The sequence below is a fragment of the Candidatus Midichloria mitochondrii IricVA genome (assembly GCF_000219355.1).
In the GTDB taxonomy this organism is placed as follows: Bacteria; Pseudomonadota; Alphaproteobacteria; order Rickettsiales; family Midichloriaceae; genus Midichloria; species Midichloria mitochondrii.
Genome location: NC_015722.1, coordinates 855,873 through 880,510, shown reverse-complemented (window position 1 = coordinate 880,510; position 24,638 = coordinate 855,873). Strand labels below are relative to the sequence as shown.

At 36.4% G+C, this 24,638-nt stretch carries 27 protein-coding genes, 1 tRNA gene and 2 pseudogenes; 21 read left to right on the top strand and 9 right to left on the bottom strand.

The genetic code is table 11. The features are described from left to right. Positions 1 to 29 precede the first annotated feature (29 nt). From MIDI_RS04610 to MIDI_RS09840, 14 genes and pseudogenes are all read left to right on the top strand, one after another. Entirely contained in the window at positions 30 to 1,442 is a 1,413-nt protein-coding gene (locus MIDI_RS04610; RefSeq protein WP_148234155.1) for a hypothetical protein, read from the top strand. A 16-nt stretch (positions 1,443 to 1,458) separates the two neighbouring features. After that, entirely contained in the window at positions 1,459 to 2,877 is a 1,419-nt protein-coding gene (locus MIDI_RS04605; protein WP_041185506.1) for a flagellin hook IN motif-containing protein, read from the top strand. Between the two features lie 9 nt (positions 2,878 to 2,886). Next, positions 2,887 to 3,456, top strand: coding sequence for a hypothetical protein (locus MIDI_RS04600; RefSeq protein ID WP_013951416.1), 570 nt, complete (start codon positions 2,887 to 2,889; stop codon positions 3,454 to 3,456). Next, complete coding sequence (gene folK, locus MIDI_RS04595; protein WP_041185505.1) at positions 3,456 to 3,950, top strand: 2-amino-4-hydroxy-6-hydroxymethyldihydropteridine diphosphokinase; 495 nt, start codon at positions 3,456 to 3,458, stop codon at positions 3,948 to 3,950. Before MIDI_RS04600 ends, folK begins: the two co-directional genes overlap by 1 nt. Then, positions 3,940 to 4,728: a dihydropteroate synthase gene (gene folP, locus MIDI_RS04590; RefSeq protein ID WP_013951414.1), complete on the top strand. Its 789-nt coding sequence runs from the start codon at positions 3,940 to 3,942 to the stop codon at positions 4,726 to 4,728. The genes folK and folP overlap by 11 nt, the downstream gene beginning before the upstream one ends. A gap of 620 nt (positions 4,729 to 5,348) precedes the next feature. Then, the gene (locus MIDI_RS04585) at positions 5,349 to 5,615 is read left to right on the top strand and encodes a hypothetical protein (protein ID WP_013951412.1); all 267 of its coding nucleotides are present in this window, start codon (positions 5,349 to 5,351) and stop codon (positions 5,613 to 5,615) included. Positions 5,616 to 5,685: 70 nt separating this feature from the next. Next, positions 5,686 to 5,970: a hypothetical protein gene (locus MIDI_RS04580; RefSeq protein ID WP_041185504.1), complete on the top strand. Its 285-nt coding sequence runs from the start codon at positions 5,686 to 5,688 to the stop codon at positions 5,968 to 5,970. Positions 5,971 to 6,317: 347 nt separating this feature from the next. Then, a pseudogene (locus MIDI_RS04575) lies at positions 6,318 to 7,495 on the top strand (acetyl-CoA C-acetyltransferase). 21 nt (positions 7,496 to 7,516) lie between these two features. After that, a pseudogene (locus tag MIDI_RS10375) lies at positions 7,517 to 8,058 on the top strand (SDR family NAD(P)-dependent oxidoreductase). Between the two features lies 1 nt (position 8,059). Then, entirely contained in the window at positions 8,060 to 8,233 is a 174-nt protein-coding gene (locus MIDI_RS09400; protein ID WP_237697342.1) for an SDR family oxidoreductase, read from the top strand. A 6-nt stretch (positions 8,234 to 8,239) separates the two neighbouring features. After that, on the top strand, positions 8,240 to 8,698 hold the full coding sequence (bcp, locus tag MIDI_RS04565; protein WP_013951410.1) for a thioredoxin-dependent thiol peroxidase: 459 nt from the start codon (positions 8,240 to 8,242) through the stop codon (positions 8,696 to 8,698). A 1,274-nt stretch (positions 8,699 to 9,972) separates the two neighbouring features. Further along, the gene (locus tag MIDI_RS04560) at positions 9,973 to 10,176 is read left to right on the top strand and encodes a hypothetical protein (RefSeq protein ID WP_013951409.1); all 204 of its coding nucleotides are present in this window, start codon (positions 9,973 to 9,975) and stop codon (positions 10,174 to 10,176) included. A 305-nt stretch (positions 10,177 to 10,481) separates the two neighbouring features. Further along, positions 10,482 to 10,558, top strand: a tRNA-Pro gene (locus MIDI_RS04555). A gap of 275 nt (positions 10,559 to 10,833) precedes the next feature. Beyond that, entirely contained in the window at positions 10,834 to 10,968 is a 135-nt protein-coding gene (locus MIDI_RS09840; RefSeq protein ID WP_272940947.1) for a hypothetical protein, read from the top strand. A gap of 245 nt (positions 10,969 to 11,213) precedes the next feature. Here MIDI_RS09840 and MIDI_RS08030 read toward each other — a convergent pair whose 3' ends face one another. Next, a complete protein-coding gene (locus tag MIDI_RS08030; RefSeq protein ID WP_148234154.1) occupies positions 11,214 to 11,672 on the bottom strand; it encodes a hypothetical protein in 459 nt (152 codons plus the stop codon). 157 nt (positions 11,673 to 11,829) lie between these two features. Here MIDI_RS08030 and MIDI_RS10605 point away from each other — a divergent pair, with 157 nt between their 5' ends. Next, on the top strand, positions 11,830 to 12,378 hold the full coding sequence (locus tag MIDI_RS10605) for a transposase (RefSeq protein ID WP_041185503.1): 549 nt from the start codon (positions 11,830 to 11,832) through the stop codon (positions 12,376 to 12,378). Between the two features lie 72 nt (positions 12,379 to 12,450). Further along, positions 12,451 to 12,582: a hypothetical protein gene (locus MIDI_RS09835; protein WP_272940946.1), complete on the top strand. Its 132-nt coding sequence runs from the start codon at positions 12,451 to 12,453 to the stop codon at positions 12,580 to 12,582. A 33-nt stretch (positions 12,583 to 12,615) separates the two neighbouring features. On the opposite strand, the gene MIDI_RS10360 is transcribed toward MIDI_RS09835, so the two are convergent. The 5 genes from MIDI_RS10360 to mdh form a co-directional block, all read right to left on the bottom strand. Further along, positions 12,616 to 12,675 carry a hypothetical protein gene (locus MIDI_RS10360; protein ID WP_148234203.1) on the bottom strand — a complete coding sequence of 20 codons (60 nt, stop codon included), beginning with the start codon at positions 12,673 to 12,675 and terminating at the stop codon, positions 12,616 to 12,618. A 1-nt stretch (position 12,676) separates the two neighbouring features. Further along, a complete protein-coding gene (locus MIDI_RS10355) occupies positions 12,677 to 12,778 on the bottom strand; it encodes a hypothetical protein (protein ID WP_148234202.1) in 102 nt (33 codons plus the stop codon). Next, positions 12,774 to 12,869: a hypothetical protein gene (locus tag MIDI_RS10350; RefSeq protein WP_148234201.1), complete on the bottom strand. Its 96-nt coding sequence runs from the start codon at positions 12,867 to 12,869 to the stop codon at positions 12,774 to 12,776. Before MIDI_RS10350 ends, MIDI_RS10355 begins: the two co-directional genes overlap by 5 nt. Before the next feature lie 101 nt (positions 12,870 to 12,970). Next, positions 12,971 to 13,111: a hypothetical protein gene (locus tag MIDI_RS10345; RefSeq protein WP_148234153.1), complete on the bottom strand. Its 141-nt coding sequence runs from the start codon at positions 13,109 to 13,111 to the stop codon at positions 12,971 to 12,973. Positions 13,112 to 13,165: 54 nt separating this feature from the next. Beyond that, positions 13,166 to 14,119 (bottom strand): malate dehydrogenase, encoded by a 954-nt coding sequence (mdh, locus tag MIDI_RS04540; protein WP_013951406.1) that lies wholly within the window; start codon positions 14,117 to 14,119, stop codon positions 13,166 to 13,168. Positions 14,120 to 14,358: 239 nt separating this feature from the next. Here mdh and MIDI_RS04535 point away from each other — a divergent pair, with 239 nt between their 5' ends. The 5 genes from MIDI_RS04535 to MIDI_RS04515 all read left to right on the top strand — a co-directional run bounded on the left by MIDI_RS04535 (position 14,359) and on the right by MIDI_RS04515 (position 20,977). Next, on the top strand, positions 14,359 to 14,910 hold the full coding sequence (locus tag MIDI_RS04535) for a nucleotide exchange factor GrpE (RefSeq protein ID WP_013951405.1): 552 nt from the start codon (positions 14,359 to 14,361) through the stop codon (positions 14,908 to 14,910). Between the two features lie 157 nt (positions 14,911 to 15,067). After that, positions 15,068 to 16,831, top strand: a complete 1,764-nt coding sequence (recJ, locus tag MIDI_RS04530) for a single-stranded-DNA-specific exonuclease RecJ (RefSeq protein WP_160162268.1) — start codon at positions 15,068 to 15,070, stop codon at positions 16,829 to 16,831. Continuing rightward, complete coding sequence (locus tag MIDI_RS04525; protein ID WP_083809645.1) at positions 16,815 to 17,804, top strand: NAD(P)H-dependent glycerol-3-phosphate dehydrogenase; 990 nt, start codon at positions 16,815 to 16,817, stop codon at positions 17,802 to 17,804. Before recJ ends, MIDI_RS04525 begins: the two co-directional genes overlap by 17 nt. A 57-nt stretch (positions 17,805 to 17,861) precedes the next feature. Further along, positions 17,862 to 18,185, top strand: coding sequence for a hypothetical protein (locus MIDI_RS04520; RefSeq protein ID WP_013951402.1), 324 nt, complete (start codon positions 17,862 to 17,864; stop codon positions 18,183 to 18,185). Between the two features lie 92 nt (positions 18,186 to 18,277). Continuing rightward, a complete protein-coding gene (locus MIDI_RS04515) occupies positions 18,278 to 20,977 on the top strand; it encodes a hypothetical protein (protein WP_041185501.1) in 2,700 nt (899 codons plus the stop codon). 1,085 nt (positions 20,978 to 22,062) lie between these two features. Here the strand turns inward: MIDI_RS04515 and MIDI_RS04505 are convergent. From MIDI_RS04505 to MIDI_RS04490, 3 genes are all read right to left on the bottom strand, one after another. Next, the gene (locus MIDI_RS04505; RefSeq protein ID WP_013951398.1) at positions 22,063 to 22,437 is read right to left on the bottom strand and encodes a hypothetical protein; all 375 of its coding nucleotides are present in this window, start codon (positions 22,435 to 22,437) and stop codon (positions 22,063 to 22,065) included. A gap of 640 nt (positions 22,438 to 23,077) precedes the next feature. Continuing rightward, a complete protein-coding gene (gene fmt / locus MIDI_RS04495) occupies positions 23,078 to 24,019 on the bottom strand; it encodes a methionyl-tRNA formyltransferase (RefSeq protein ID WP_013951396.1) in 942 nt (313 codons plus the stop codon). Between the two features lie 2 nt (positions 24,020 to 24,021). Next, the gene (locus MIDI_RS04490) at positions 24,022 to 24,534 is read right to left on the bottom strand and encodes an SspB family protein (RefSeq protein ID WP_041185714.1); all 513 of its coding nucleotides are present in this window, start codon (positions 24,532 to 24,534) and stop codon (positions 24,022 to 24,024) included. Between the last annotated feature and the right edge of the window lie 104 nt (positions 24,535 to 24,638).

Below are 24,638 nucleotides of genomic sequence, written 5' to 3'. Positions count from 1 at the left end.
TTTGTTAAACTTTGAGTTGTTTTCATGCATTGATTATTAGCACTGTGATCTATTCTTCAATATATAGAAGTCAGGCCAGCTGGTCTAACCCTTCAAAGACATTAAAGGAGTTATTAGACGTAACAGTGGAAAAGAAAATTAGTGAAATCTCCGAAGATGTAGCAAGTACTCCAGGTGTTGATCAGAGAATGGGTATTCAGCAGGTGAAAGCAAAATTAACTGAGCCGGTTACTAGACAGTCAAGGCATATAATACAGTTAGATACTCTCAACAACTTAGAACCCCAGTGGGAAGAGTTAAAATTACTCCTAGATAGTTTTCAGGAAGCTTCTTCTAAACTTAGAGGTACGTCATCTATAGATAGTAAAGAGAGAAGGGAAAGTGATGTCTTTCTTCAAAGGGACGTAGCTTTACCCGCGGCTTCACATAATAAGGGTTATTTTGAGGCTCAAGTAAGATTTGGATCAGATTTAGGAAGGCACTCTGTAGAGATAGTCGAACTCTCGGAAGGCGCAACTTGGAGTACCAAGAACTTAAATATCTCAGTTCATGCTCCGATAGTTAGGGTTGATTGTTCATCCTCAGCTGGTTCCTGCATCCAAGCTGGAGAATTGGAAATTGAAGTTAGGAATAATAGATTAGTTAGTAATATCGTTGCTGATACTGAAGAAGAAAATGTTACAAGTTTAACTGATGCTCCAGACAAATTTGGAGTGGGCACCTTTTATTTAAATAATGCTAAAATTGAGATTGAAGAGGGAGACAGCTTAGCCAGAATTGCAGAGAAGATCAACGCGGTTCAAGATATAACGGTTGCGAGCATTGAGAAGGATGAAGTAAATAACAGACATAAATTAGCGTTAATCTCTAAAAAATTAGGAATAGAGAATTCTGCTAATATTGAAGAAATTACTTCACGTATCTTTAAAGATAAACTAATTCCTGAACCACAATATGTCAAAATCAAATTAAAGGAAGGAATGAGCATAGAGGAGGTGACTGCTAATATTAATGCTTATAAGGAGGAGCATGGAGTAATTGCATCTTTTGTTGAGGGGTGTTTGACGTTACATTCTACGATAACGGGAGTTGGCAATAATATTAAGCTAAAAAATGAAGAGCAAATTTTTGGCGACTTATTTAAGAAAGATAATGGAGATAGGAATAAAATTGTTGAAGAAAGGGATGCAAAAATAAAGTTTGATGGAGTTGCAAAGAGTTTTAAAAGTAACGATTTTAGTGTTGAGTTTCCAGGTGGAGAAATATTCTTCAATTTATATGATAAACCGTCTACTCCTGGAGAAAAGCAAACTATTACTATAAAAGCGGCGCAAAAAGGTATTATTGATGCAGTAGATGAGCTATTAGTAAGTTATTATAAAATATTGAGCTTTTTGGCGATTAGAGAAAAAGAAAAAAAAATAATCGAGTGCACCTCTTGATAATATCCCCGAAGAAGTGAAATTTGATTCCTTAGTTAAGGCCTTTGGTGTTGATACAATAATTGGTAAAGCAAACTTTAAGGATATTGGTATTGATTTCAAACAAGAGAAGATTTCTGCATTTGAGGATAAGAATTTTAGCTATGTTCGCTCTACCGAAGAAATATCAAAGGGCCTAATATTTTTTGATAGGGCTAAATTCAAAGAGGCACTAGACAAAAATTTCGAGCAAGTAAAAAACCTGTTTGTCTATAGTGCTAAGGGTTCTAAGGATTTATATCCTTTAACCCAAAATAATAATATTAAATACGAGACTATTGAATCAGTAGATTTTAATATAGACAAAAATAGAATAACATTTAAATCGACTGTTAGTACGCCCTTGACTAATCAGCAGGCATTCAAAGCCGGCCAATTTTTCCTGAATGGCCAAATCGTTTATGTAGAGAGTGGAAGTGATATGGATGTGCTAGCTAGAAGCATTAATGAAGTAAAAGAATATAGTGGTATAGAAGCAAAGGTTATAGCGAATAATTCCTCTTATCAAATACACCTAACAAAATCAGATGCTTTTAGACGCCTTTATAATCCGGAAGTTAAATGGCCACCAATTCTTGCTGATTATGATAGAGTACTTGATGATATTTTTGATATTAAGCCAGAATCTTATAAAAGTGTTGATTTTGCTGATAAGGATATTGTAACAGTTTCTTCAAGCGCTCAAAGCCTTTTGATTGCCGGTTCTTTCTTTATAAATGGGATTAAGATAGAGATTAAAAGTGATGATACACTTCAACGCATTAGTGATAAGATTAATAGCGCTAAAGCAGGTGTGAGAGCATCTATAGCTACTAGTTCTTCGGGTGCTTATAATTTAGACTTAACCGCAATTACTGAAGCAAACATTAAAGTTTCTGATCCAGATAAGATTTTTAAAAGTATTTTCTCTACGGATTTTGAAAACCGAGGCAAAAGATTTTTAGATGTTTCTGAAATTGTTAAAGTTGATGTACTACAATTTGGAGAAAAATATCCTAAGAAAGCCTTATATATCCCCTCATCTTCAACTAGTCTTAAAGATAAAGATGTAGAAATCAAAATTTTAGATTGGCCCTCGGATAAGGAAGGATCAGTAGAAACCAAGGGATTACGAATGTTTTATTTTGGGGGCGGAGACGAACACGTAAAGCTAGAAATCAAGCAAGGTATAGCTGATAAATTCTATCATACTATAGAGAACTATTTATCTTTTAACGGTTTTGTTAAAAATGCCCAAGATAGATTAAAAACTCTTATTAGAGAGGAAACAGATGAAATTTACAGGATAGACGTTGAAGAGATAAAGAAAATAGAAGTCAATATAAAGAGGGAGCTAGCAAATATTGCGGGTATTCGCTCAAAATCCGCTCATATAAAATCTTTATTTAATCGGTAATAGGGAAGTATGTCTTTGTATCTTTTAAATATTGGTGAAGCTCAAGTCACTAAAAGTATTGGCTCCAAATACCAAACTGAAATCACAGGGGAGAATTATTTAAGTGTATGCATCAAGGCCATTGAAGAAGTCATTAATTCTTTAGAGATAAGTATTGATCATTGTAAAAGAATTACTGAGATGCAGTCTAATGATAAATTAGAGGCCAGCGAGGAGTTAATAAAATATAAAACAGATTTTGCAAAGGCTGTAATGAGAGCAAAGGAATTGATGGAAGCCTTTATTTATGAGTGTCAATCTATAAGGGGAGAAAAGGAAATCATAGATTACATAAGGTTTTTAAGAAATAGATTTGATGTGTTATTGGCCAAAATAAATTTTTTTTATTTACTGCAAAATGTTCAGCATGGTGAGGCGGCGTTAGAATTAAGTAAATTGTTATTGAATCTTTTTAAGAATTGTTTAAAAAACAATTCTAATGCGGATTTAACAAAGATAACAAATCGTGATTCTTACGATAAATTTTTGAAATCTGATCAAGAAACCAGAGATTTTGATGTGGAGGATAAAATAAAGTAGTGTACCAATACTTATTAGGTTTGGGTTCTAACATAGGTGATAGAAAAAAAAGTTTGGAGAAAGCTATTACCGAACTTGCTCAAATATTAGCTGATATTAAACAATCTTCATTATATGAATCAGAAGCGGTGCTCCTTGAAAATGCTCCAAAGGAATGGGATATACCTTATCTTAATATGTGTTTAACCGGCTGGTCGCCCTTAGAGCCTATCAAGATTTTTCCTCTGTTTCAAAAAATTGAAGAAAAAATTGGTAGAAGAACGAGCAAGGAACGGTGGGCCCCAAGATTTATAGATATTGATATATTGCTAGTAGATAATTTGTTTATTCAGCAAAGTAGTTTGCAGGTTCCGCACCCCGCGATGTTGTCGCGAGATTTTGTTTTGCTGCCAGCAGTCGAGATATGGCCTGATGCCAAGCATCCAATAAGTGGGGAATTTTTAAAAAATATTAAACCAAAAATTATTACCAATATAAAAAAATATGCAGACTAAAATCGTCGGAATTTTAAATTATACCCCGGATTCTTTTTCTGACGGAGGAAGTTTTTTCAGTTTAAAGACGGCTCAAAAACACTTTGAAGGAATGCTGGAAGATGGAGCAGATATTGTGGATATTGGGGCGAATTCGACAAGTTATAATAGAATTCTTTTAAGTGCAGGAGAAGAATGGAGCAGAGTTCAAGAACTATTACATATAATTGCGCCGAAATATGGGCATTTAATCAGCTTAGACACTTTTTATCCAGAAAATGCTGAGAAAGCTGTAGATCTTGGTGTACATATGATTAATGATGTTGGCGGTGCAAAAGATCAAAGAATACTTGATGTGATAGCAAAAAATAAACACGCTTTATATGTTTTTATGTATAGTCTTGCATTACCTGCCAATAAAGAAATAAGGGCCAAAAGTCGGGAGGAAATATATGATTTTGCCAAGAGTAAGTTAGATTTATTGCAAGCGAAAGGAATTGAGTTAGGCAGAGTAATTTTTGATCCAGGAATCGGTTTTGCAACTAATCCGAGTTTATCTTTGAAAGTTATCTCAGAGCTAGTGTTTTTCAAGTCATTAAATGTTCCAATCTATATAGGACATTCAAGAAAATCATTTCTTGAATCTATGACCAAATTCCCGCCCGAAGGCGGAGATATAGAAACTCTAGCGGCTTCCCTATATATGGTATTACAAGGTGTTGACTATTTAAGAGTTCATAACGTTAATATACATGCTCGTGCAATAAAAATTTGGGAAGCAATGCGCAGTTCACTATAGCATCGAGGGTTAGCGCGCTAACGCACCATCCAGTCGACGTTTCCGTGCTGAGCAATGCCTTTAAAGACCTTATTACGGCTAAGGCATTGCCCAATGTTTGGATAGGAGTTTCAAATCCAGCAAATGCCTATGGAAGAAGAGGGTAAGAGTAGCGCAAAGCATCCTCAGGAATTTGCTATAGTGCTTTGTTCTTCGACTTTTCTTGCACACAGCGCCTCCCCCCGTCCTTCGATCCATGAAGATATTTGGCTGTTATGGATTTCCAGTCAGTCTCTCTATCGTCCTAATCCCACAGTCCTCAAGGTTAAGTTTTAAGTCTATCACTCATCGTGTATTTCTACCGCTTATCACCTTCTCGGTAATTCTTTTTGCAATTCTTGCATCTATACCTCTGCTGTCCCTACACCACGCCATTCTTCACCTGCTCGCTAGAGCCGCAATATTTACACTTGATTGTCATTTCTACTCCCATTCTATTACGAAGATATCACACTCTCTCACTGCTGTCTATAATTACCAGGCAATGCAAAACCTTAATTGGTGGTATCTTCAGCGGTAGAGCTTACCTACCAATTAGGGGGTCCGTATAATCATTTAACCGAATTAAGTAATAGTATATTATGCTAGGTAATTTACCTGACATTAAACATCATACCACTAATTTGTTAGTGGCATCTTCAGTGAATGCTGTAGCGCGGTATCTCCTTGGCGCGAGCTACAAAGGACGGTTTCCAGAGAAGACCAGAATAATAAGTGATGGTATAAGCAATGGGATTCTTTGTAATGCTGCAATTAATTTCGCTGATAGCTTTATTTATGAAACTAGTCTACCGATATTTAAGGCTGCCACACTTATGCTATTGGTATGTGTTTATCCTTGGAATTGAGCAATACTATGAATGATTACACCACCCTGGAATCAAGCTTAAGCAAGAAGAGGCTGAAAAATTACCTGAGATGGTGATATATGGCGTTAGATACTTTATCAAGTCTTTTTTATATTTCTTGGTATGTAATAAGGACATAGATGAAATACATGGATTATGCGATGGTATGTTAATGAGCACCGTACTCTCTGGTATTACTTATTCAATCACATCACCAGCTCTTTATAATGATGAAGATATTTATGAGAATAAAAGTATATTTGTTGTTGTGGCTCGAAGCTCAGATTTCTGGGACGGATTCAGGATTTCAGCTGCTTATAATATAATTACTAAATTAGCCCCCAAAGGAATGTAATATTTAGATACCTATATAACTAATATCTTAAGTGTTACAGTTAAGTCATTAGATGAAGCATATAAATATAATAGGGAATATACCCAACACGAGAACCAGGAAATGGACTTTTATTCAGAAGGGGAACTGGGACCAATACCTGCTAGTTTGAATTTTGAATTATAATTTTTGAGCTAATAATTAATTGGATAAAGCTAAATCTTAGAGTTATTTTAAAATATTCTTAGTTGTGCACGAGAAAAAAGTTCCTCATAATTAACTATACTAGTTAGTATAAAGTTGCTTTTTATATAAGAGCCTACATTATTAATACTATGATTTTTATAGAATTATGGTGGTTTTCGGTGCTGCACGAAGAAATAGTAATAACTCAAGGATGTAGAACACCTATTGGTAATTTTAATGGTAGTCTAGCAAGATTTTCTGCGGCTGACCTGGGTGAAATAGTTTTAAAAAAGATATTAGAAACAAGCGGTATCGCTCCTGCTGAAATATCTGAAGTAATAATGGGGCAAGTCCTGACTGCTGGATGTGGTCAAAATCCTGTGAGGCAAGCTGCTATTAATGAGGGAATACCTGAGACTGTACCTGCTTGGCTTATTAATCAAGTTTGCGGCTCTGGTTTGAAATCAGCCATTCTAGGATTTGAAAGTATATTTTGTGGTAGGAATAATATAGTGATTGCTGGCGGTCAAGAGAGTATGAGCCAAAGTAAACATGCCGTACATATAAGGGACGGGAGTTAAGATGGGGCAGGCCTATCTTTTAGATACTATGATTAGCGATGGTTTAACTTACGCTCTCTCTCAAGTTCGTATGGGCATTACTGCTGAAAATATTGCTGAGAAATTTAATATATCGCGGCAAGAACAAGATGAATTTGCGCTTTCGTCGCAGTACAAGGCATTAGATGCGTAGAAAAAGTTTAGCGACGAAATAGTTCCAATCACACTTAGCTCTAAGTCTGAAGAAACTATATTTAATAAAGATGAATTTATTAAAGCGGATGTAAGCTTAGATAAGCTATCTCTCTTAAAGCCGGCATTTAAACAGAACGGGACTGTGACAGCTGGAAATGCTTCAGGGATTAGTGATGGTGTTGCTGCAGTTATGATAATGAAGCTTTCAGAAGCAAAGAAAAGAAATATCAAGCCATTGGTAACTATAAAATCTTATGCTATTTCTGGAGTTGATCCGCAAATTATGGGGGGTTGCACCCGTAACTGCCTCAAAGAATGCATTGGCTAAGTCTGGTTGGAAAGTTGATGAAGTGGAACTAATCGAATCAAATGAAGCGTTTGCAGTCCAAGCAATTTATGTAAATAAAGAAATGGGGTGGGACATTAATAGAGTTAATGTTAATGGTGGAGCAGTTGCTCTTGGCCACCCTATTGGAGCAAGTGGTGCTAGAATATTGGTAACCTTAATTCATGAAATGAAAAGAAGTCATGCTAAAAAGGGGTTAGCCACGCTTTGCGTTGGTGGAGGCATGGGAGTTGCAATGTGTTTAGAAAATATTGATTAATTAAAATTAAGGAGAGTTAATATGAGAAGAGTACTAGTAACTGGTGGAACAAGAGGCATAGGGTATGCTATTGCTACCTCCTTTAAAAAAGCGGGATACAAGGTTTGTGTGGCCTACATAGGAGGGCCTACAGAAGCTCAGAAAATAGAAAAAGATGATATAAGCGCAATCGAATGGGGTGTCTCGAATTTTGAGGTTTGTAAGGCCAATATTTCAAAAGTGGAGGAAAAGTTAGGTGGAAATATTGAGATATTAATTAACAATGCAGGTATTACTCGAGACGGAATGCTACATAAGCAATCAAGGGAGAATTGGGACCTCTTATTGATGTTAATCTCTCATCAGTGTTTAATATGTCTCGTGTGGTTATAGAAAAAATGAGAGAAAATAAATTTGGTAGGATTATTAGTATGAGTTCAGTAAATGCACATGGTATGCTAGGGCAAACTAATTATTCGGCAGCAAAAGCTAGTATTGAAGGGTTCACACAGGCTTTGGCTTTAGAAGGTGCTAGATATGGTATTACTGCAAATGCAATAGCGCCTTGGGTATGTAAATACTGAAATGGTTGCAGCTATGCCAAAAGAGGCGTTAGATAAAATAATTGAGAGGGTACCAATGGGACGCCTAGCAGAAGTTCATGAAATTGCAAGAGCTGCCTTATTCTTAGCTGCAGAAGATGCTGGATTTATGACGGGAGTTGTGTTACCTATTAATGGAGGATTAAGATTATATTAAGTATATATGTTAAAAGAAGGACAAAAAGCTGTAAATTTTTCGCTGCCAAGCAGCCTTGGTGAGGATATATCTTTAAAAGATCTAGGAGGCAAAAAAATTGTCCTCTATTTTTATCCAAAAGATAACACTCCAGGGTGCACCTTGGAGGCTAGAGATTTTCAGGCATTAAAGAATGAATTCGAGGAAAAAAATACCTTAATTTTAGGTATTTCAAAAGATACTATCGAAAGCCACAATAAATTCGCAGAAAAAGAGTGTTTGTCTTTTCCATTATTGTCAGATGAGAATTGTAGTACTTGTGAAGCTTATGGTGTTTGGGGCGAAAAAAGCATGTACGGAAAAAAATATATGGGAATTAATAGAACTACCTTTTTGATAAATGAAGAAGGATTTATAGAAAAGGTATGGAAGAATGTCAGTGTGACTGGCCATGCAGCCAATATTTTGAAGCACATTACTGGATAGAAAGATGACTGATACAGCTCATATAAATTCTTTTTTAGAAAATGGGTTGATATCAGTCTCTACCGGAGAGTGTCGTATTAATCAACGTTATACGGTTAACATACGGGAAAAGACCAGAAAAGTTTGATTGTTATAGGAGCAAAAAGGCTTGCCTAGCTCATTGTTCTAGTTATCCCCCCTTGAGTAGGACTGTATCGGGGCGGTATTTTAGGCCAGGCCAGTAGTTTAAAGAGAAAAGCGGGGGTAAGGATAAACAAACCTATTATGGGTTACTGTTTCACGGCAGTGACCATGGGGTGATGTTGCCAGAGATTGTTAGCTTGTAAAAAATCCTATTAAAGGAATGGTTAATCCTATTGAGATTGGATATATTCCAATCTCAAACACTAGGAAACTCCTAATGGTGTTTAATGAACCAAAAGGTCGTTCATTAAGGGACCAAATAGAAATGTTTAAAGAAAATATAGTGCTCCGTAAACACGGTTTATGGGTCTATTTGCAATATTTTAGAGCACCTACATAAAAGAGAGATTCAGCATGGCAATTTGAATCTCGATAATATATTTTTTGATGAGGTGGAAGGGGATTACCATTAGGGGAATTTATTTCAGGGCCTTGCGAAGCCTCACAAGAGTTGTTTTTTGAAACCCCATAGCAACCCAACTATAAATTTTCTAAGGACTTTTTAAAGCAGATTGTTATGCTTTAAGCCTAGTGCCCTTTAGTATTTATAATAATTATCAAGATACTATTCCAGATATTATAAAAGAAAACGCTTTACTTCCCAAAAATGTTGAGCTTGGAAATACTATAAATACAATTTGGATAAGCAAGATTAATGGAGGATTTGATTAGCAGCAATTATTCTTTACTTGGATAAACAGCCCTTAATTAGAGTTAAGAATTTATCCTTCAGCGATAGGTCAAGCCCTACAGCGGCCCGCAGTACTTGACTTAATAAAATCAAATTTTTTAGCTTTATTAAGGAGTCTATTACTGATGACACTCAAAAAAAGCATGCGAATATATAATTCACTGTAAGAAGTTTTTGAAAGAGGGATTCGGCACTGGCAGCAGTAGATTTATTTATAAAGTTTTAGGGCGTACCGCTGTTTAAGTCCAACAATAAGAATATCGATGGGGTCTTTACGATTTAAAAAGTATTTTAGAAGAAATAATAGGGGAGAGCACTAAAAATTTAAAGCGAGCTGCTGCATGACCCAGGTCTCATAAGTTTTTTAAGTTTTAAAACTGACTATAAGGATGAGTTAACTATGGTAAATAGTAATATGCAGCAAATAAATCAAGATAATTTGTTAGAGATAATTAATTTTATTAGCAAAGCCCAGTCGATTACCGAACAAAAGTATATCGCTATCTGTGAATTAATAGAAGACGAATTAACCCTAAAAGTAGAGAAGATAATTTATAATAATAACTTGAGAATTAATTGTAAAAACTCTAAGAAGGATTATTGAGAGGGGCATTATTAATAGTCATTTAAGGATTTTGGAGAAATATAATTATTTTCATAATGATTTATTGCAATATAGAACAGAAAAAATTGAATGATTTACAGGATCTTTTAAAAGACTCAGATTATACTTTAAAAAAAGTAGACAGGAGTACGGGGACAGGTGTTGCAATAACGGTGAGTTATCCTTTAATTTTTATTTCCTTTTTACATTTCATTATTAAATAGCGAAAAAAATATCTAGTGTTTAGCTATATTTTAGACTTGAAAGGTTCTATTAAATGATATAGAAAGGCCGTTGAAAGACCCCGGGGCATGGCGCAGTCCGGTAGCGCATCTGGTTTGGGACCAGAGGGTCGGGAGTTCGAATCTCTCTGCCCCGACCACTTTTCTTCAGCATTTCCTCAATCTCCAGCTTTCCTTACAAAATTCATATGCTGCTTATGTGCCCATGGATGATTTATGAATTGAATTGTTTATATAAATCAACGTGTAAGTGTTGGAGCTGTAAAATAATGCAAAAATATTATAAATAGTTGTTGACATAAATAACTCAAGAATATACTCGTTTTCTGGAGGCACTGCTTTTACTTCACCATTAAAAATACAACTACTCAGTGGCAGTAGTGGCTTTACTGTTAATGGTATTGGTGGAGGTGGTATGGACGGGGGATGGGTGAATGCCGGTGCTACAACAGGTGAGTATGTAAACGGAGAGATGGCGTTAGTGATTTTATCGTTGGAGCAGAATGGGCTACTCCAAGCAGGAGGAGAGATGCTGGGCGGGCGTATGTAGTATTTGGTAAATCATCTTTTACATCTCATCTGCTTTAGAACTTTCGGCTTTTTTAAATGGCTCTAACGGATTTAGCATAAATGGTGCCAATAGTGGTGATAGTGCAGGGGGTTCTGTCGCTATATTGGGAGGTATTAACGGGTGATGGACTTGATGATATACTTTGTGTTAGGTATTACGGAGTGCTGATCCAAGTAGTAGATCAGGAGCAGGTCAAGTCGCGGTGATACTTGGAAAATCTTCTTTTACTTCCTCTTTAAAATATCTAACTTAAATGGTTCTAATGGTTTTGTTATTAATGGTATTGCCGCTAGTGATGGATTAGGTGTTAGTGTTACCTCTGCTGGGGATGTTGATTTGGATTGGTAGAAATTGATTTTATCATTAATGCATATAATGCTTCTCCGGGGGAGAGCTGATGCTGGGCAAGCGTACGAGGGTGGTTTGGCAAATCCCCTTTCCTCCCTCTCTTTTGCTTCTCCTTTGGAGCTCTCACCATTAAATGGTAGTAATGGATTTATTATTAATACCTCAGTTTGACGTAAGGAGTATGCCCGTGAGCCTATTTTTCCATGAGATATATTGGGTTTGAAAACATAAGCCAAGAGCCCTGAGAAGAGGTTTGCCAAGAAATTGTTTGGCGAGCGATGCCGTGGGTGTGCTGGGTTTGGCAGATCTATTTCAATTGTCCGATGGCTGTTCAAATCAAGTGTTTTTGTTAACCCCAGTTTGAGATAAGTTTTAAAGAAATTATCTGATATGGTTTTAAAGAAGCTGTGTAACCATTAAGTTTCTCTCAATTTCACGATAAATAAGGAAAGCGGTTTCCCTAGTAGAAATATTTTGTTTGATTGATGATTTTTGCAAGCGACAACTCACGTACCAAAGATCCTTAAGAAACTCGCAGAGACAAAGGGAACGAGAGTCTGGGATGATGCTTTCCGAAGTTATAACGATCCTCGTTTTGTTTCATTTGAGGGCATTACCGGATTCAAAGATTTTTACCTAAACTGTTTTCAAATCTCTCTCAGAGAGGGATTGCCGAAGCTTATCAGCTACAATCGCTTTGTTGAGCTGGATGCGAGACGCGGTCATCCCGTTGGTCATTCTGCTGAATTGCTGCAAAGGGAAACAAACAGGTACGTTGACTCAACAAAAAGCTGGAGAAGGTTTGTCATAACTCACGTACTAGCAGTAATAAGATCCTTAAAGGCATCGCTCAGCGTGGGAAAACGTCGACCCGGATGGTTCTTTGGCCTCAATGATCAAGGAGAGATTATGTCATTCACACTGACTTCGGGTAATACAGATGATCGAGCCGCTGTCGAGAAACTGACTCAATATTTGACAGGCCTTCTATTCGGAGATCGGTGGTATATAAGCAAAAACACTGAGCAATCAAGGTATTGAGCTCATCACACGGCTTAAGAAAAACAAAACCCGCTTGCGGCTTTTAAACAACTGCTTCTTGCAGGGCGTGGATTGATTGAAACAGCCATCGGACAATTGAAAGAGATTTGCCAAATCCAGCACCACGGCATCACTTGCCAAACAATTTCTTGGCAGGGATCTTGGCTTATGTCTTCAAACCCAATATATCTCATGGAAAAATAGGCTCACGGGCATACTCCTTACGTCAAACTGAGGTTAGCTAATACCCTCCATTAGGCACCCATCGCCAGCAATTACATATGTTTTGTGATTGATGTTAAGTAAGTATTTCTGTGATTTTTGCTAAACGCTCTGAGATTGCCATTCCGATCGCATTGGCAAGCCCATGGCCAAGAGGACCGGTGGGGGTTGTTTCAATACCCTATAGGGTTTGGATTATATTCTGGGTGTCCTGGAGTTTTTGAATGGATTTGTCTAAAGTGTTTTGAGTCGTTGATTGAATAATTTATACCCGCTTAGAAAAAGAGCAGCGTAGAGTGAGGCAGAACCATGGCCGGCAGAAAGACCACCATATCCCGATTAGGCCATGTTAAGTCGTGAGGACTGAACTTTAAAAAATCCTTGAAAAAATAACACCATCATAACATAAGCAAACCACTAAAGGCAAACCAGGATGCCCCGAATTTTCTGACTCTACCATATCTAGCGAAAGTGCCCTAAGGACGTTCGCTAACTCTTTATTTTCAGGCACATAAGCGGATTAGATTATTTTTATCCACTTATAGCAAGGTAATTTGCCTTTGGGCTAGATTAACTTGTCTAAAGCTTCAATAAGCCCTTTAACTGCTTGAACCGAAGTATCAAATGCGGATTTCTCGCTTTCGGTTAATTCTAATTCGACGACTTTTTCTACACCATTTTGCCCAATAATTACCGGAACTCCGGCATAGATATTCTGATACCCATACTCGTTATTCAAATAAGCAGCACATGGTAGTATCCTACGCCTATTATTTAAATATGAATCAGCCATTTCTAACGCTGAAACTGCTGGAGCATAGAATGCCGACCCTTTTTGTAACAATTGTACGATCTCAGCTCCTCCGCTTCGGGTTCTATTAATAATAGAATCAAGCTTTTCCTGAGAGATTAAACCCATCTTTAATATTCCTGCGATGGGTATGCCTGCAACCGTTGTATATCTTGGTAGTGGAACCATACTATCTCCATGGCCTCCCAGTACGAAGGTATTAATGTCTTCTACTGAAATATCTAATTCGCGCGCTAAAAATAGTTTGAATCTTGCAGAATCTAAAACTCCCGCCATACCGACGACTTTATTATGAGGTAGGCCACTGAATTTTTGTAAAGCATAAACCATTACATCTAAAGGATTAGTAACAACGACAACAAAAGCGTCTTTAGCATAAGTTTTTATGCCTTCACCTACTATTTTCATAACTTCAGCATTAGTGCTTAGAAGATCGTCGCGGCTCATTCCAGGTTGACGAGGAATGCCGGCTGTTACAATTATTACATCCGCACCATTTATATCTTGATAGTTTGAAGTTCCAGTTATTTTAGTGTCGGTTCCTTCAATTGGTAAAGTGTGTTCTAAATCTAAGGCTTTACCTTTAGCGTAGTCAGCAGTTCTATCTAGTATTACAACATCACCTATGCCTCTAGAAGAAGCTAAATGAGCTAATGTTCCGCCTATATTACCACCACCAATTAGAGCAATTTTATTTCTTTTGACCATTAGGGCCCCCGGTTTTTAAAAGTTTTACTACAAAGAGATTTTATAATTATTTATCTGATTTCTGCAACAGGTTATTAGGTGGTTTAATAAAAACCTAAAGTATATTGGGATATTGTAGACTTTTCTTTATATCAGCTTTAATACCTAGAGGTTAATTATTTTAAATACTAAATAATCTCTTGAAAAAAAACTGAGTATAACCTATTTACCAAATTAAAATTAAATATTAGGTGAAAAGTATGGAGCAAGAAAATTTAACAGAAAAACAAGATGGCGTAAACGAACAAACTGTTGAGAATAAAAATGCAGTTGAGGAATCAAGCAATAAAGTAAAAGATCTAGAAAAATCTTTGATTACGTTAAATGATGCACTTTTAAGAGAAAAAGCAGAAAATGAAAACGTAAGGAAAAGAGCGGCAAAAGAATTGGAAGATGCTCACAAATATTCAATTTCTAATTTTGCTAAGGACTTAATAGAAGTATTAGAAAATTTACATAGGGCGACTGAAAGCATACAAGGTACGGGATCGATTGAAAATAAGCAAGTCAAAAGCTGTATTGAAGGGGTGTTGATAACTCAGAAGATTTTAAGTGCAGTTTTTGAAAAGCATGGGATTACAAGAATATACCCGTTAAATGAGCAATTTGATCATGACAACCACGAGGCTATAAATCAGGTAGAGGATGGTGAGAGAGAACCTAATACTATAGTACAGGTTATTAGAGCAGGGTACAGGATAAAAGATAGATTATTACAGCCAGCTATGGTTGCAGTAAGCAGAAAGCCTTAAGATTGTCAACAAAATATAAATGATATTAATTATATAGATATCTTTACTAAAAAGTGAAATTGGATTAACAATACGACTATGGGATGATCGTGCTAGGTTGATGTTGGAAGATTTTAGTTGTGAGGGAGGCTCTTTGTATTCAAGATCGGCCGCGGGGTTGAGTTGGAGGGTCCTGGAGCAGGATGATAGATTAGTGGCTGCTTTTTCACAAAAGCTTCGTGTGGATGGTGTGGTGAGTAGGGTTTTGCTTAACAGAGGGATAACCTCAATCGAGGAAGCCGGAAAGTTCTTGAATGGTAAGCTCAAGAGTGATCTGCCTAACCCGTTTTTGTTTAAAGATATGGAGAAGGCTGCCTTACGAATAGTAAGAGCAATATTAAATAAAGAAAAAATTACTGTTTTGGGTGATTATGATGTAGATGGTGCTACATCTTCTGCAGTCTTATATAAGTTTTTTAAGTCAATAGGAATTATAATAGACATATATATTCCAAATAGATTAAGGGAAGGCTATGGACCGAACGTCGAAGCAATGTATAAAATCAAAGAAAAACAAACTGATTTGATGATTACAGTCGATTGTGGTACCTCGTCGCACGAGCCTTTAAGGGTTGCAAAAGCTCTAGGGATGGATGTGATTGTGATTGATCACCATTTAGCTCCTACAGAATTACCAGAAGCATATGCAATTATTAATCCAAATCAGTTAGATGACGAGTTTCCTTTTAAAACTATTGCGGCTGTTGCTGTAGCATTTTTTACCATCATTGCAGTGCGGAAAAAGTTGAGAGAGATCAACTGGTTTAAAGATAACAATCTCAACGAATTGGATCTAATGACTTTGCTTGACTTAGTTGCTCTCGGCACAGTATGTGATGTTATGCCTCTAATCGGCATAAACCGGATATTTGTAAGATATGGACTCCATCTTATCGCTCAAAGAAATAACTTAGGTATTACAACCGTATTAGATATAGCTAAAATTAAATCTACTCCCAAAGCTCATCATTTAGGATATATAGTAGGTCCAAGAATTAATGCAGGTGGCAGAGTTGATGAAAGTAGCTTGGGAGTGTCATTGTTAATTGCTGAAAATTCTTGCGAGAGCTATAAGTTGGCTTCACAATTGGAGCTGTTAAATGAGGAGAGAAAAAATATAGAGAATGCTGCACTAAACGAAGCGTTTGATTATATAGAAAAAAATATTGATATAAACCACCCTGTAATATTTGCGGTAGGTTATAATTGGCATATTGGAGTGTTAGGGATTTTAGCAAGTAGAATTAAGGAGAAATATAACAAACCTGTTGCGGTGGTATCAGTTAATGACGGAGTGGGCAAAGGCTCGGCCAGATCTGTTGCCGGAGTTGATATAGGCTGTATTATCTCAGCTGCAAAGGAAAAAGGACTGTTAATAGACGGAGGTGGGCACGCTATGGCGGGTGGCTTCACCGTCAAAGAAGGAGCGATAGGGGATTTTATTAATTATGTCGTGAAAAATTTATCTAGAGATAGTGGCACAAGGCTTTTTATAGAACAAGCTTCTGAAGTTATCATAGATTCGGTTATTGCAGTGAGAGCTGCAAACTTATCGTTAGTGCAAGCTCTTGAAAAATTGGGACCATTTGGAAATATAAACCCGCCCCCTAGATTTGTTATTTATAAAGCAAAGTTGATACAGGTATCGGTTTTTTCTAAAAATAATTTATTGCTTTCAATAACTGACCACTTTTATGGAAATAGTAGTGAAATTCTAAAATGTATATTTTTTAGAGCATTTGAGAAGAAAATAGGACAGCTTCTAATGAAAAGCGAAGGTAGATGCTTAGACTTGATAGGAAATCTCCAAGAAAATAGAATAAACAGAAGAGGCGTTCAGTTTATAGTTGAGGATATAATTTTGCATGATGAAAAAGAGTAGAAAAAAGGTTAATAAAGTCTCTATTATAGGAGCAGGAGCATGGGGTACGGCGCTTGCTTACCTTGCTTCTAAGAATGTAGAAAACGTCATATTTTATAGTACAGATAAGGAAAAAATTAAGGAGTTTAATCAAACCCATATTAATAAGAACTATTTTCCCGATGTGGTAATGGCAGATAATGTGGTTGGTGCTTACGAAAATATCTATCTTGCTAACTCTGGTGCCTTCATTTTGGCGGTCCCAGTGCAGCACTTAAGAAGAGTGTTAATAAGTTTGGAAGAGGCGTTAAAATCAAGTATTCTAGCACCTATTATTATATGTTCTAAGGGCATAGAGAATCGCTCAAATAAGTTGATGAGCCAAGTTGTGAATGAGCTTAAGCTTCCAAATCCAGTAGTTATATTAGCTGGGCCAAATTTTGCTAAAGATGTAATTGAAAACAAAGCTTCAGCAACGACTATAGCCTCTTATAATCAACAGGCGCTAACAATTACCGAGGAGATATTTGCTAGTGATAAATTCAAATTAGAAAAGATATCTGATGTTATAGGATTACAAATATGTAGTGCAATTAAAAATATTTATGCAATTGGCGTAGGCATTGCTAATGGGCTAGATCTAGGAGAAAATTTTAGTGCAGCGTTTATAAAAATAGCGATTAATGAAATGCAATCCATGTTACGTTATTTGAATGCAGATTCTCAAACTGTTTCTACTTATGGTGGTGTTGGAGATCTGTTTTTAACTTGCTCAGGCCCTACTTCGAGAAATTTTGAGTTTGGTAGGTTAATTGCTAAAGATCATAATATCAAGCAGCTTACTAAGAAAAAGACTGTGGAAGGATATTATACTCTTTTTTCTATAAAAGCTCTTTTAGATCATTACAAAGGTGTTGAATTACAATTGATAAATCTGATTTATCAAATAGTTTATAATAATATGCCTCCGCTTATTATTGAAAAAATTATTTGATATTGGATCAACATCTATAATACAATCCAGGATGGATAGGATTCATTTTAGAGCATTATGGGTATTTTGTTTGAGGATACAGAAACGCAACTGGAAGCACCAACTGCTCCGCAATCTAATTCGGCCGCCGAGAAGGGGGATTATACTGTACTAAAGAGAAATTTAGCAAATATTATTAATTCAGTTAACTTTCAAAATATTATAGATAATATTAATGATGAAATTGATAAGAAGGGAAGTTTTAGTGTATTGAGTTGGAATGGTTTGAAGGTTGTATTTCAGGCTATTATTTTATCAGTCAAAGAATTACCTGCTCTTGTCAATGCTTTTAATGCATATAAAAAAGGTTTTTTGCCGACCCAGAGAATATTACGGATTTAATAGCGGATAAAAACATTGCTGAGGCCCTATCCAAAAAGGGGGCGGAACTTGGTACAATAACTGAAGCTTATTTAGGGGTTGATTCCGGAGTCGTGCCAAGTTTTGTTGAGGCACTGAAAAGCGACGCGGCTTTAAGGCAAGATTTAATAGATATCGGTAAGATTCTCACTCCTCCTTTGAGGGCTAGGGAAGGGGAAGCAGTAAAAGTTGATAATCAGCAGCTTTTAACAAAGGTCTTATCTTTATTATCAAAACCATCACTAGAACGGGCTAGAGATTCTGTCGTAAGCAGTTTATTCAAAGAGGATTTTGCTAAGAAAATATACGATTTAATGACGCCCGTAAAGAAGGAGCAAGAAACTAAAGAAGAAGCAACTATAAGAGAAGCACAAGAAAGAAATAGAGATACTGTTGGGGCCTTATTAGATAGTTTTAAAGAAAGAGACGTTTTTCAAAAGCTTTCTGAAGGAATGAAAAAGCATCCAGATTTGCAAGAAAAGCTGCAAGAAATAATTAATATAGCGACAGATAAGAATCAACCTGCTCCTGATGTAATGTTGATCGCTCAAAAGGCTGTGGATACCTTGGGTGATCCTACTTTAGCTGACTTTAGGGGCGCTCTAAAAGAAGCATTAAGAGCAGAAGACGCACATAAGGCGGTTACAGGGAATATAAGAGCAGCTTTTGCTCCAGCCGAACCTAATCCAGCTGTTAAAGGTGCACAACAGATATTTGTAGAAAGAGTAATGGAAGCGTTACCTGCATTGCTTGGGGCTTTAGACAATGTGGGAGACTTATCAAAAGTTATAGAGTCCTTAAGAGATAAGGATAATATAATGATTTGGGGCGGTAAGGTGGTTGATTTAATATTAAATAATCCTGAATTAAAAGCCGCTGTAATAAACGATCCAGAGAAGGTGAGTAACCTTTTGGTGGCCTTAACGCATGGTCCTTTAAAAGAATTGTCTGACTCATTAAAGTTTGATCCAGAAATACTAGATGTAGTAAAAGTTGCGTCGAAAGATCCAGATAATGTTAGAAAATTGCTGGGTAGTGTAGAAAAAGGTAATAATAAGGAGTTGTTTAGCTCCTTAAATAAAATTTTATTAAATGATTCTGAAACTGCTAAGGCTCTCCGAGAGTACTTGGAAAAAAATCCAGGTTTCTTAGAAAAGGTTAATAGGTTTGTAGCAAGTATTACGGTAGATATGCTTACCAATACTTCAACTATATTGCCGGAAATGTTGTTAGATTCAGAAGGTTTAAACAAGTTCAAGGATACCCAGCAAGCTTGGAAAGGCCAAATGGAGAAATTAACGGAAGCGATTGAAATAAGTCTACAACATCCTCAAAGTAAAATTTCTCAGCTTATTAAAGAAAGATTTGGTGAAAAGAATTTACCTAGTCTTCCAAAAATTCGTGAGACTTTCGATCTTGCGGAGAGTAAAAAACCAGAAATTAGAGGGTGGGTATGTAATTTGGATACTGAGACATTGAACGGTATTACGAATCAATTAGTAAAAGAAAATGCTTTAACTGTGGAAGGTGAGAAATCTATAAATCAAGCTGTACAAGTATTTAATCAAGAGAAAGATCAATTAAAGCAACCGTTAGAGGGACTTATAAATAAAATATCACCAACTCTTCTTGCAACGCTCGAGAAGCATCACGAGAATTTGCAAGGGATACTGAATTCTATCGATGAGAATTCTTTTACAGTGCTTGGAGCTAGAGACGAAAGTGTCGATGTAAAGCAAGAGAAAATACAGAAGGATTTAAAAGTAATTAAAGGAGCATTAGATTATTTAAAGGATAACCGAGAGTTAAGAGATTTAATAAAGGACGACACAGCAATAAGAAATACCTTTGAGAAACTATTTCAAAACAGATTCGCAAATATTGGTAAGGGAGGGTATGATCTCGGTTGGCTTAAGGAAAAAATAGGTATTGATGCGGCGCAGTTAGCAGTGAAGGTGTTAGATACTGCCGAGATTTTTGCGCAGGAAGATAAATTTAAGCTAATAGAAGATGCTTATAGTGCGGTCGTGAACTCAAACTATACACAGTTAGGTAAGGCGGCAATTGGCATAGGATACAACTCGGGTGTTTTAAATCGAGATACTGCAAAAGCATTAGGTAGTGTGGTTGGGGCGTTGGCATATGATGCAGGTGCTGTTTCTTTAGAATATGCGGCTGCGGTTGCATCTAAAACTGCCACAACCACATTAAATGCTGCAAGCGCTGTTGTAAGCCAGGCAGCGAATTTACTAAAAACACCGATGCAAATGCTTGCGGGGCAAGATGGAAAAGAAGAATTCTATGAAGCTTTTGAGGAACAAACTTTAGAGACTAAAAAAACGGTTATTTCTGAGGAATTATCTGCATTAATTGGGGAAGATTTATTTAGATCTGGTAAAGATTCTACTAGATCGGAGGATATGAAGTTAATCAGAAACCACATCACTGAAATCGTAAATGGCTTAGATGAAGATATGGTTAATAAATTAGCTCAACTTAATAATGAGCAGATGAAACAAATAGTTGGAACGCATAGCGGAAGAGTGAACAAATTTGTGAAAATGAGCCCAGAACAAGGAAATTCTTTGGCTCAAGCGTATTATACAGAGGCCACAGAGTCTACGAATATGGGATATCTTACTGGCGGGATAAGAGTTAAGGAAAGCGCTTTAAGTGACTCTGGATTTAAAAATAAAGTTGAAAATTTAATCAAGGATCACGAAAAGACACTAGAGGTCGCTTCACGACAGCATTCTTCGGGAATGCATATTTGAGTAGCTCGCCCATAATTGTGCTCAAATGGATTTTCTATTCTTACTAAATCTTGAGGCTCATGTTGCACATCAGTATCAATCTTAAGTAAGCTTTGGTCGATGCTTTCGTTCTCACTATTACGGTAAAAATAGTCCCATCCTGTTTTGGCTATAAAGCTTAGGAGCATAATCGTTTCAAAGTCACTTTTTAGGTTGTAATAAGCATTTACTGCAGTATTGAGGACCATTTTAGTTGTGGCATAACAAGTAGCGATTGCATAATACCCTTCATTTAGGGCAGTATAAAGAGCAATCAGATCAATATTAGGGGTGAAACGAATCGTTGCAGCAATACCAGCAACTGTTAATGAAGTGCTAATGGCTTGTGAGTTATTGTTTTGCTATTACCTGTTATAAAAGATTTTATTACTAATTTCCTTTTTTGCTGATAAGTAGCCAGTACCGGAAGATAACATAGTGTATATGTAATTAGTAAATTTTATTCCCTCATAATTAAATTCACTATAGAAAATTTTATATGAGTGTGGTTGTGTTCGCAATCAGAGGTTGTAAATGCGGTGAAGGCTGGTGGATGTTTATGGCCTTATATGTGATGGATATAATAAAATATATTTTTAATGCTCTATATAAAACTTACAAAATGATCGTAGATTATATTTTAAACACTCATTAAATCTGAAGGATCAATAAATGGATCAATAAATAGATACCTAATATCTTCTATAGCTTCGCTATCTGACTCTTCAGGCGGTCTATTTTCAGCAGGAGGTGTTCGTATTCTATATATTCTTCAGCTGCTGGGAATAAATGAAACTCCTGGCTTAGATCTATATCTTGGTCTTTTACTCCCAATTGAAGAGGTGTTCTGGCGGGAGAGAAAAATTTGCAAGCGATTCTAGGAAAAGATGTGTAAGCATTTTTCATTAGTGCTCTAATATTAGCGAGAGTATAGTACCCTTGTACATAAAGGTTATAAACTGCTGTTAAAGCTGCGTTTGAGTATGATGCAGAGCTAGCGAGGCATTTCGATTCTTCCTCTATAATAGGCTGAATGCTAGAGGTACTAACATGAAATAAAGAATTTGCTATTGGGAATTTTGAGTTGATATTAAATCATAATTTTGTGTGCTTGGCGCTGGGTCACTAACAACATAAATATGAGCAGGGTAAAGCTTACCTGAAGCTCCCCCTGTTTTACTGAATAAGAGTACTTCATGTATTATACTGATTAACTGTTTTCCTCTTATAGGAGTTGCAGAAATATACTTTTCTCTTGGGAGGTATGCCTCTTTGAAGGCGACTGAGGAAGATATAAAAGGATTTGAATTATCTTTTACTTCGTCGGATAGGTCACGGATGCACATTACAATATCCTTTGCTAGGCAGGGTGCCCATACAATATCAGTTGGATCCAGTACTTTTGTCTTAACTTGAAATGGCTCAGAGGATTGACATGCCATAAGTGGCAAACTTTCTTCTGGAGTATTTTTTGTTTAAGAAATCAATAATCGAGGAATCGATAGCCAAAAAAGCATGATTTGTTAGTAAGCGTATTTTATCTAAATTCGACCGCCTTGCTTTCAACTCGTAATAATTTTTTATTATTAAGCAGGTTAATGCTATTGTTGCTTGGCTTCGCTCAAGTAATTGTTGAAGGTACATAGGGTCGCTATAATTCGTAGAGCGTGATTGTTGATTGCCTATAAGCTTTGGTCTCTTTTTTGATTTTATATTTTTTTGAATGACGTAGTTAGAGGCATTTTTTGGCTTTAATTTGTTTCCCTTTGATATGAGCCGCACCACTAGGGGAACCACATCGTGTGAGTTTCTGATCCTTTGTTACTCATCTTGTTTTCCTCGGCTGGTGTTAATTTTATAAGGTAAATCCACCTTTAGGTAGAAATATATCCTCAAGCAGGTATACAAGATCTGCACTTTGCTCAAACCAACACACTTTAGCTTTAGCGCCCTCTTCTTTAGCGAATCAGCAAAACCCACACACCTTAGCCGTTTAAGTAAAAGTAAGGCTAGCTGAAGTATAATGGGAAGTCAATTACGGTTACGGCAAAATCGGTAAAAATTATATCTACAAATACCTATTTACTTGACTTTTACTTCTTTAGGTATAGGAAATCCCCGCAAAAAGGCCTCGGTGTGAATCATTTTTCTTCCAGGGCGTTGTAATAGAGTTGGTCGTATAAATTCAGAGCCGCATGCTATAGTGAGGTTATTATCCATTACTAAGCCTGGGATTACCTTGGTGGATTGCTGAGAATTGGTAGTATTTATATGAACTGCATCTATAACTTTAACGACTTCGTTATTATAGACAAAATAAGCCCCTGGATAAGGAGGAGAAAATGTACGAATCTGAGCTATGATTTCTGCAGCTGACCTCTGCCAATTAATCTTTTCTTCCGATCTATCTATTTTGTTAGCGTAAGTTACTCCTTCTTCTTTCTGTTTCTCATAAGTCGCTTCATCATTTTTAATAAGCAGCAGTGCGTCTAGTAACTTATCCGCACCCAGATTTGCTAGTATATTTTCTAATTCAGCGGCAGTTATGTTTTTTGGTATTTCAATTTTATGGCGTAAAATGACATCACCAGTATCTAATCCTTCATCCATTTTCATAATGCATACGGCGGTCTGTTTATCACCAGCCATTATAGTTCTTTGAATGGGGGCGGCACCACGCCATCTTGGTAAATCAGAAGGGTGTATATCGATACACCCGTATTCAGTTGTTTCTAATACAGTGGTAGGTAAAATGAGGCCGTAGGCAGCGACAACGATGATATCAGCTGCAAAACTCTTTAATTTATCTAAGACTTCACTATCTCTTAAAGTTTTAGGAGTAACAACTGGTATATTATGTGCTTCTGCTAGAACTTGTATTGGAGATTTAACTAAATTCATACCTCGACCGGAGGCCTTAGGCGGTTTTGTATACACTCCAACGACATTGAAATTAGGGTTTTCCAATAGCTTTATTAGTGCAGGAACGGCAAATTTTGGTGTTCCCATAAAAATAACCTTCATAACTAGTGCTTCAATTGTTTTTTTCTTTTATAATCAGCTAAGGATATAATATTATTCTTTCTTGGCGGATTGTAAGGAATCTTGGCGGGCTCCGCTAGCTCTGTATCTTTAGTATAGTGATTGTCTTCAAGATAAACTCGATTTGTTTCGTCAGAAATGAGATGGTTGCTTTTAAACTGCAAAGAAAAGGACACACTTGGGTCGGCGAAAACCTCTATAGCTGCAAATGGTACCACTATGTGTTCGTTAATTCCGTTAAAATTTAAAGAAACTTCAAAGTGTTCCTCCAGTACCTTTAAATTATCAAATTGATATTGTAACACTATTGTCATGTCTTTAGGATATTGGGCCGCTAATCTTTTTGAAAGTATAACTCCTGGGTGTTCTGTTGCGAACGAAATAAAAAAATGGTGATTACCTGGCAACCCATTTTTAGAAACTGAGGCAAGCACTTTTTTTACTATAACATACATAGCATCATCGAGTAACTTGCTATAATCTACGATATTCTGCATTGTAGAGAAACTCAAACCGTTTTTATAATTTAAATACATGAATGTTAATTAATTCTCAATAGATATGTTGTAGGAATAAAGATTAATATGGAATTATAAACGGG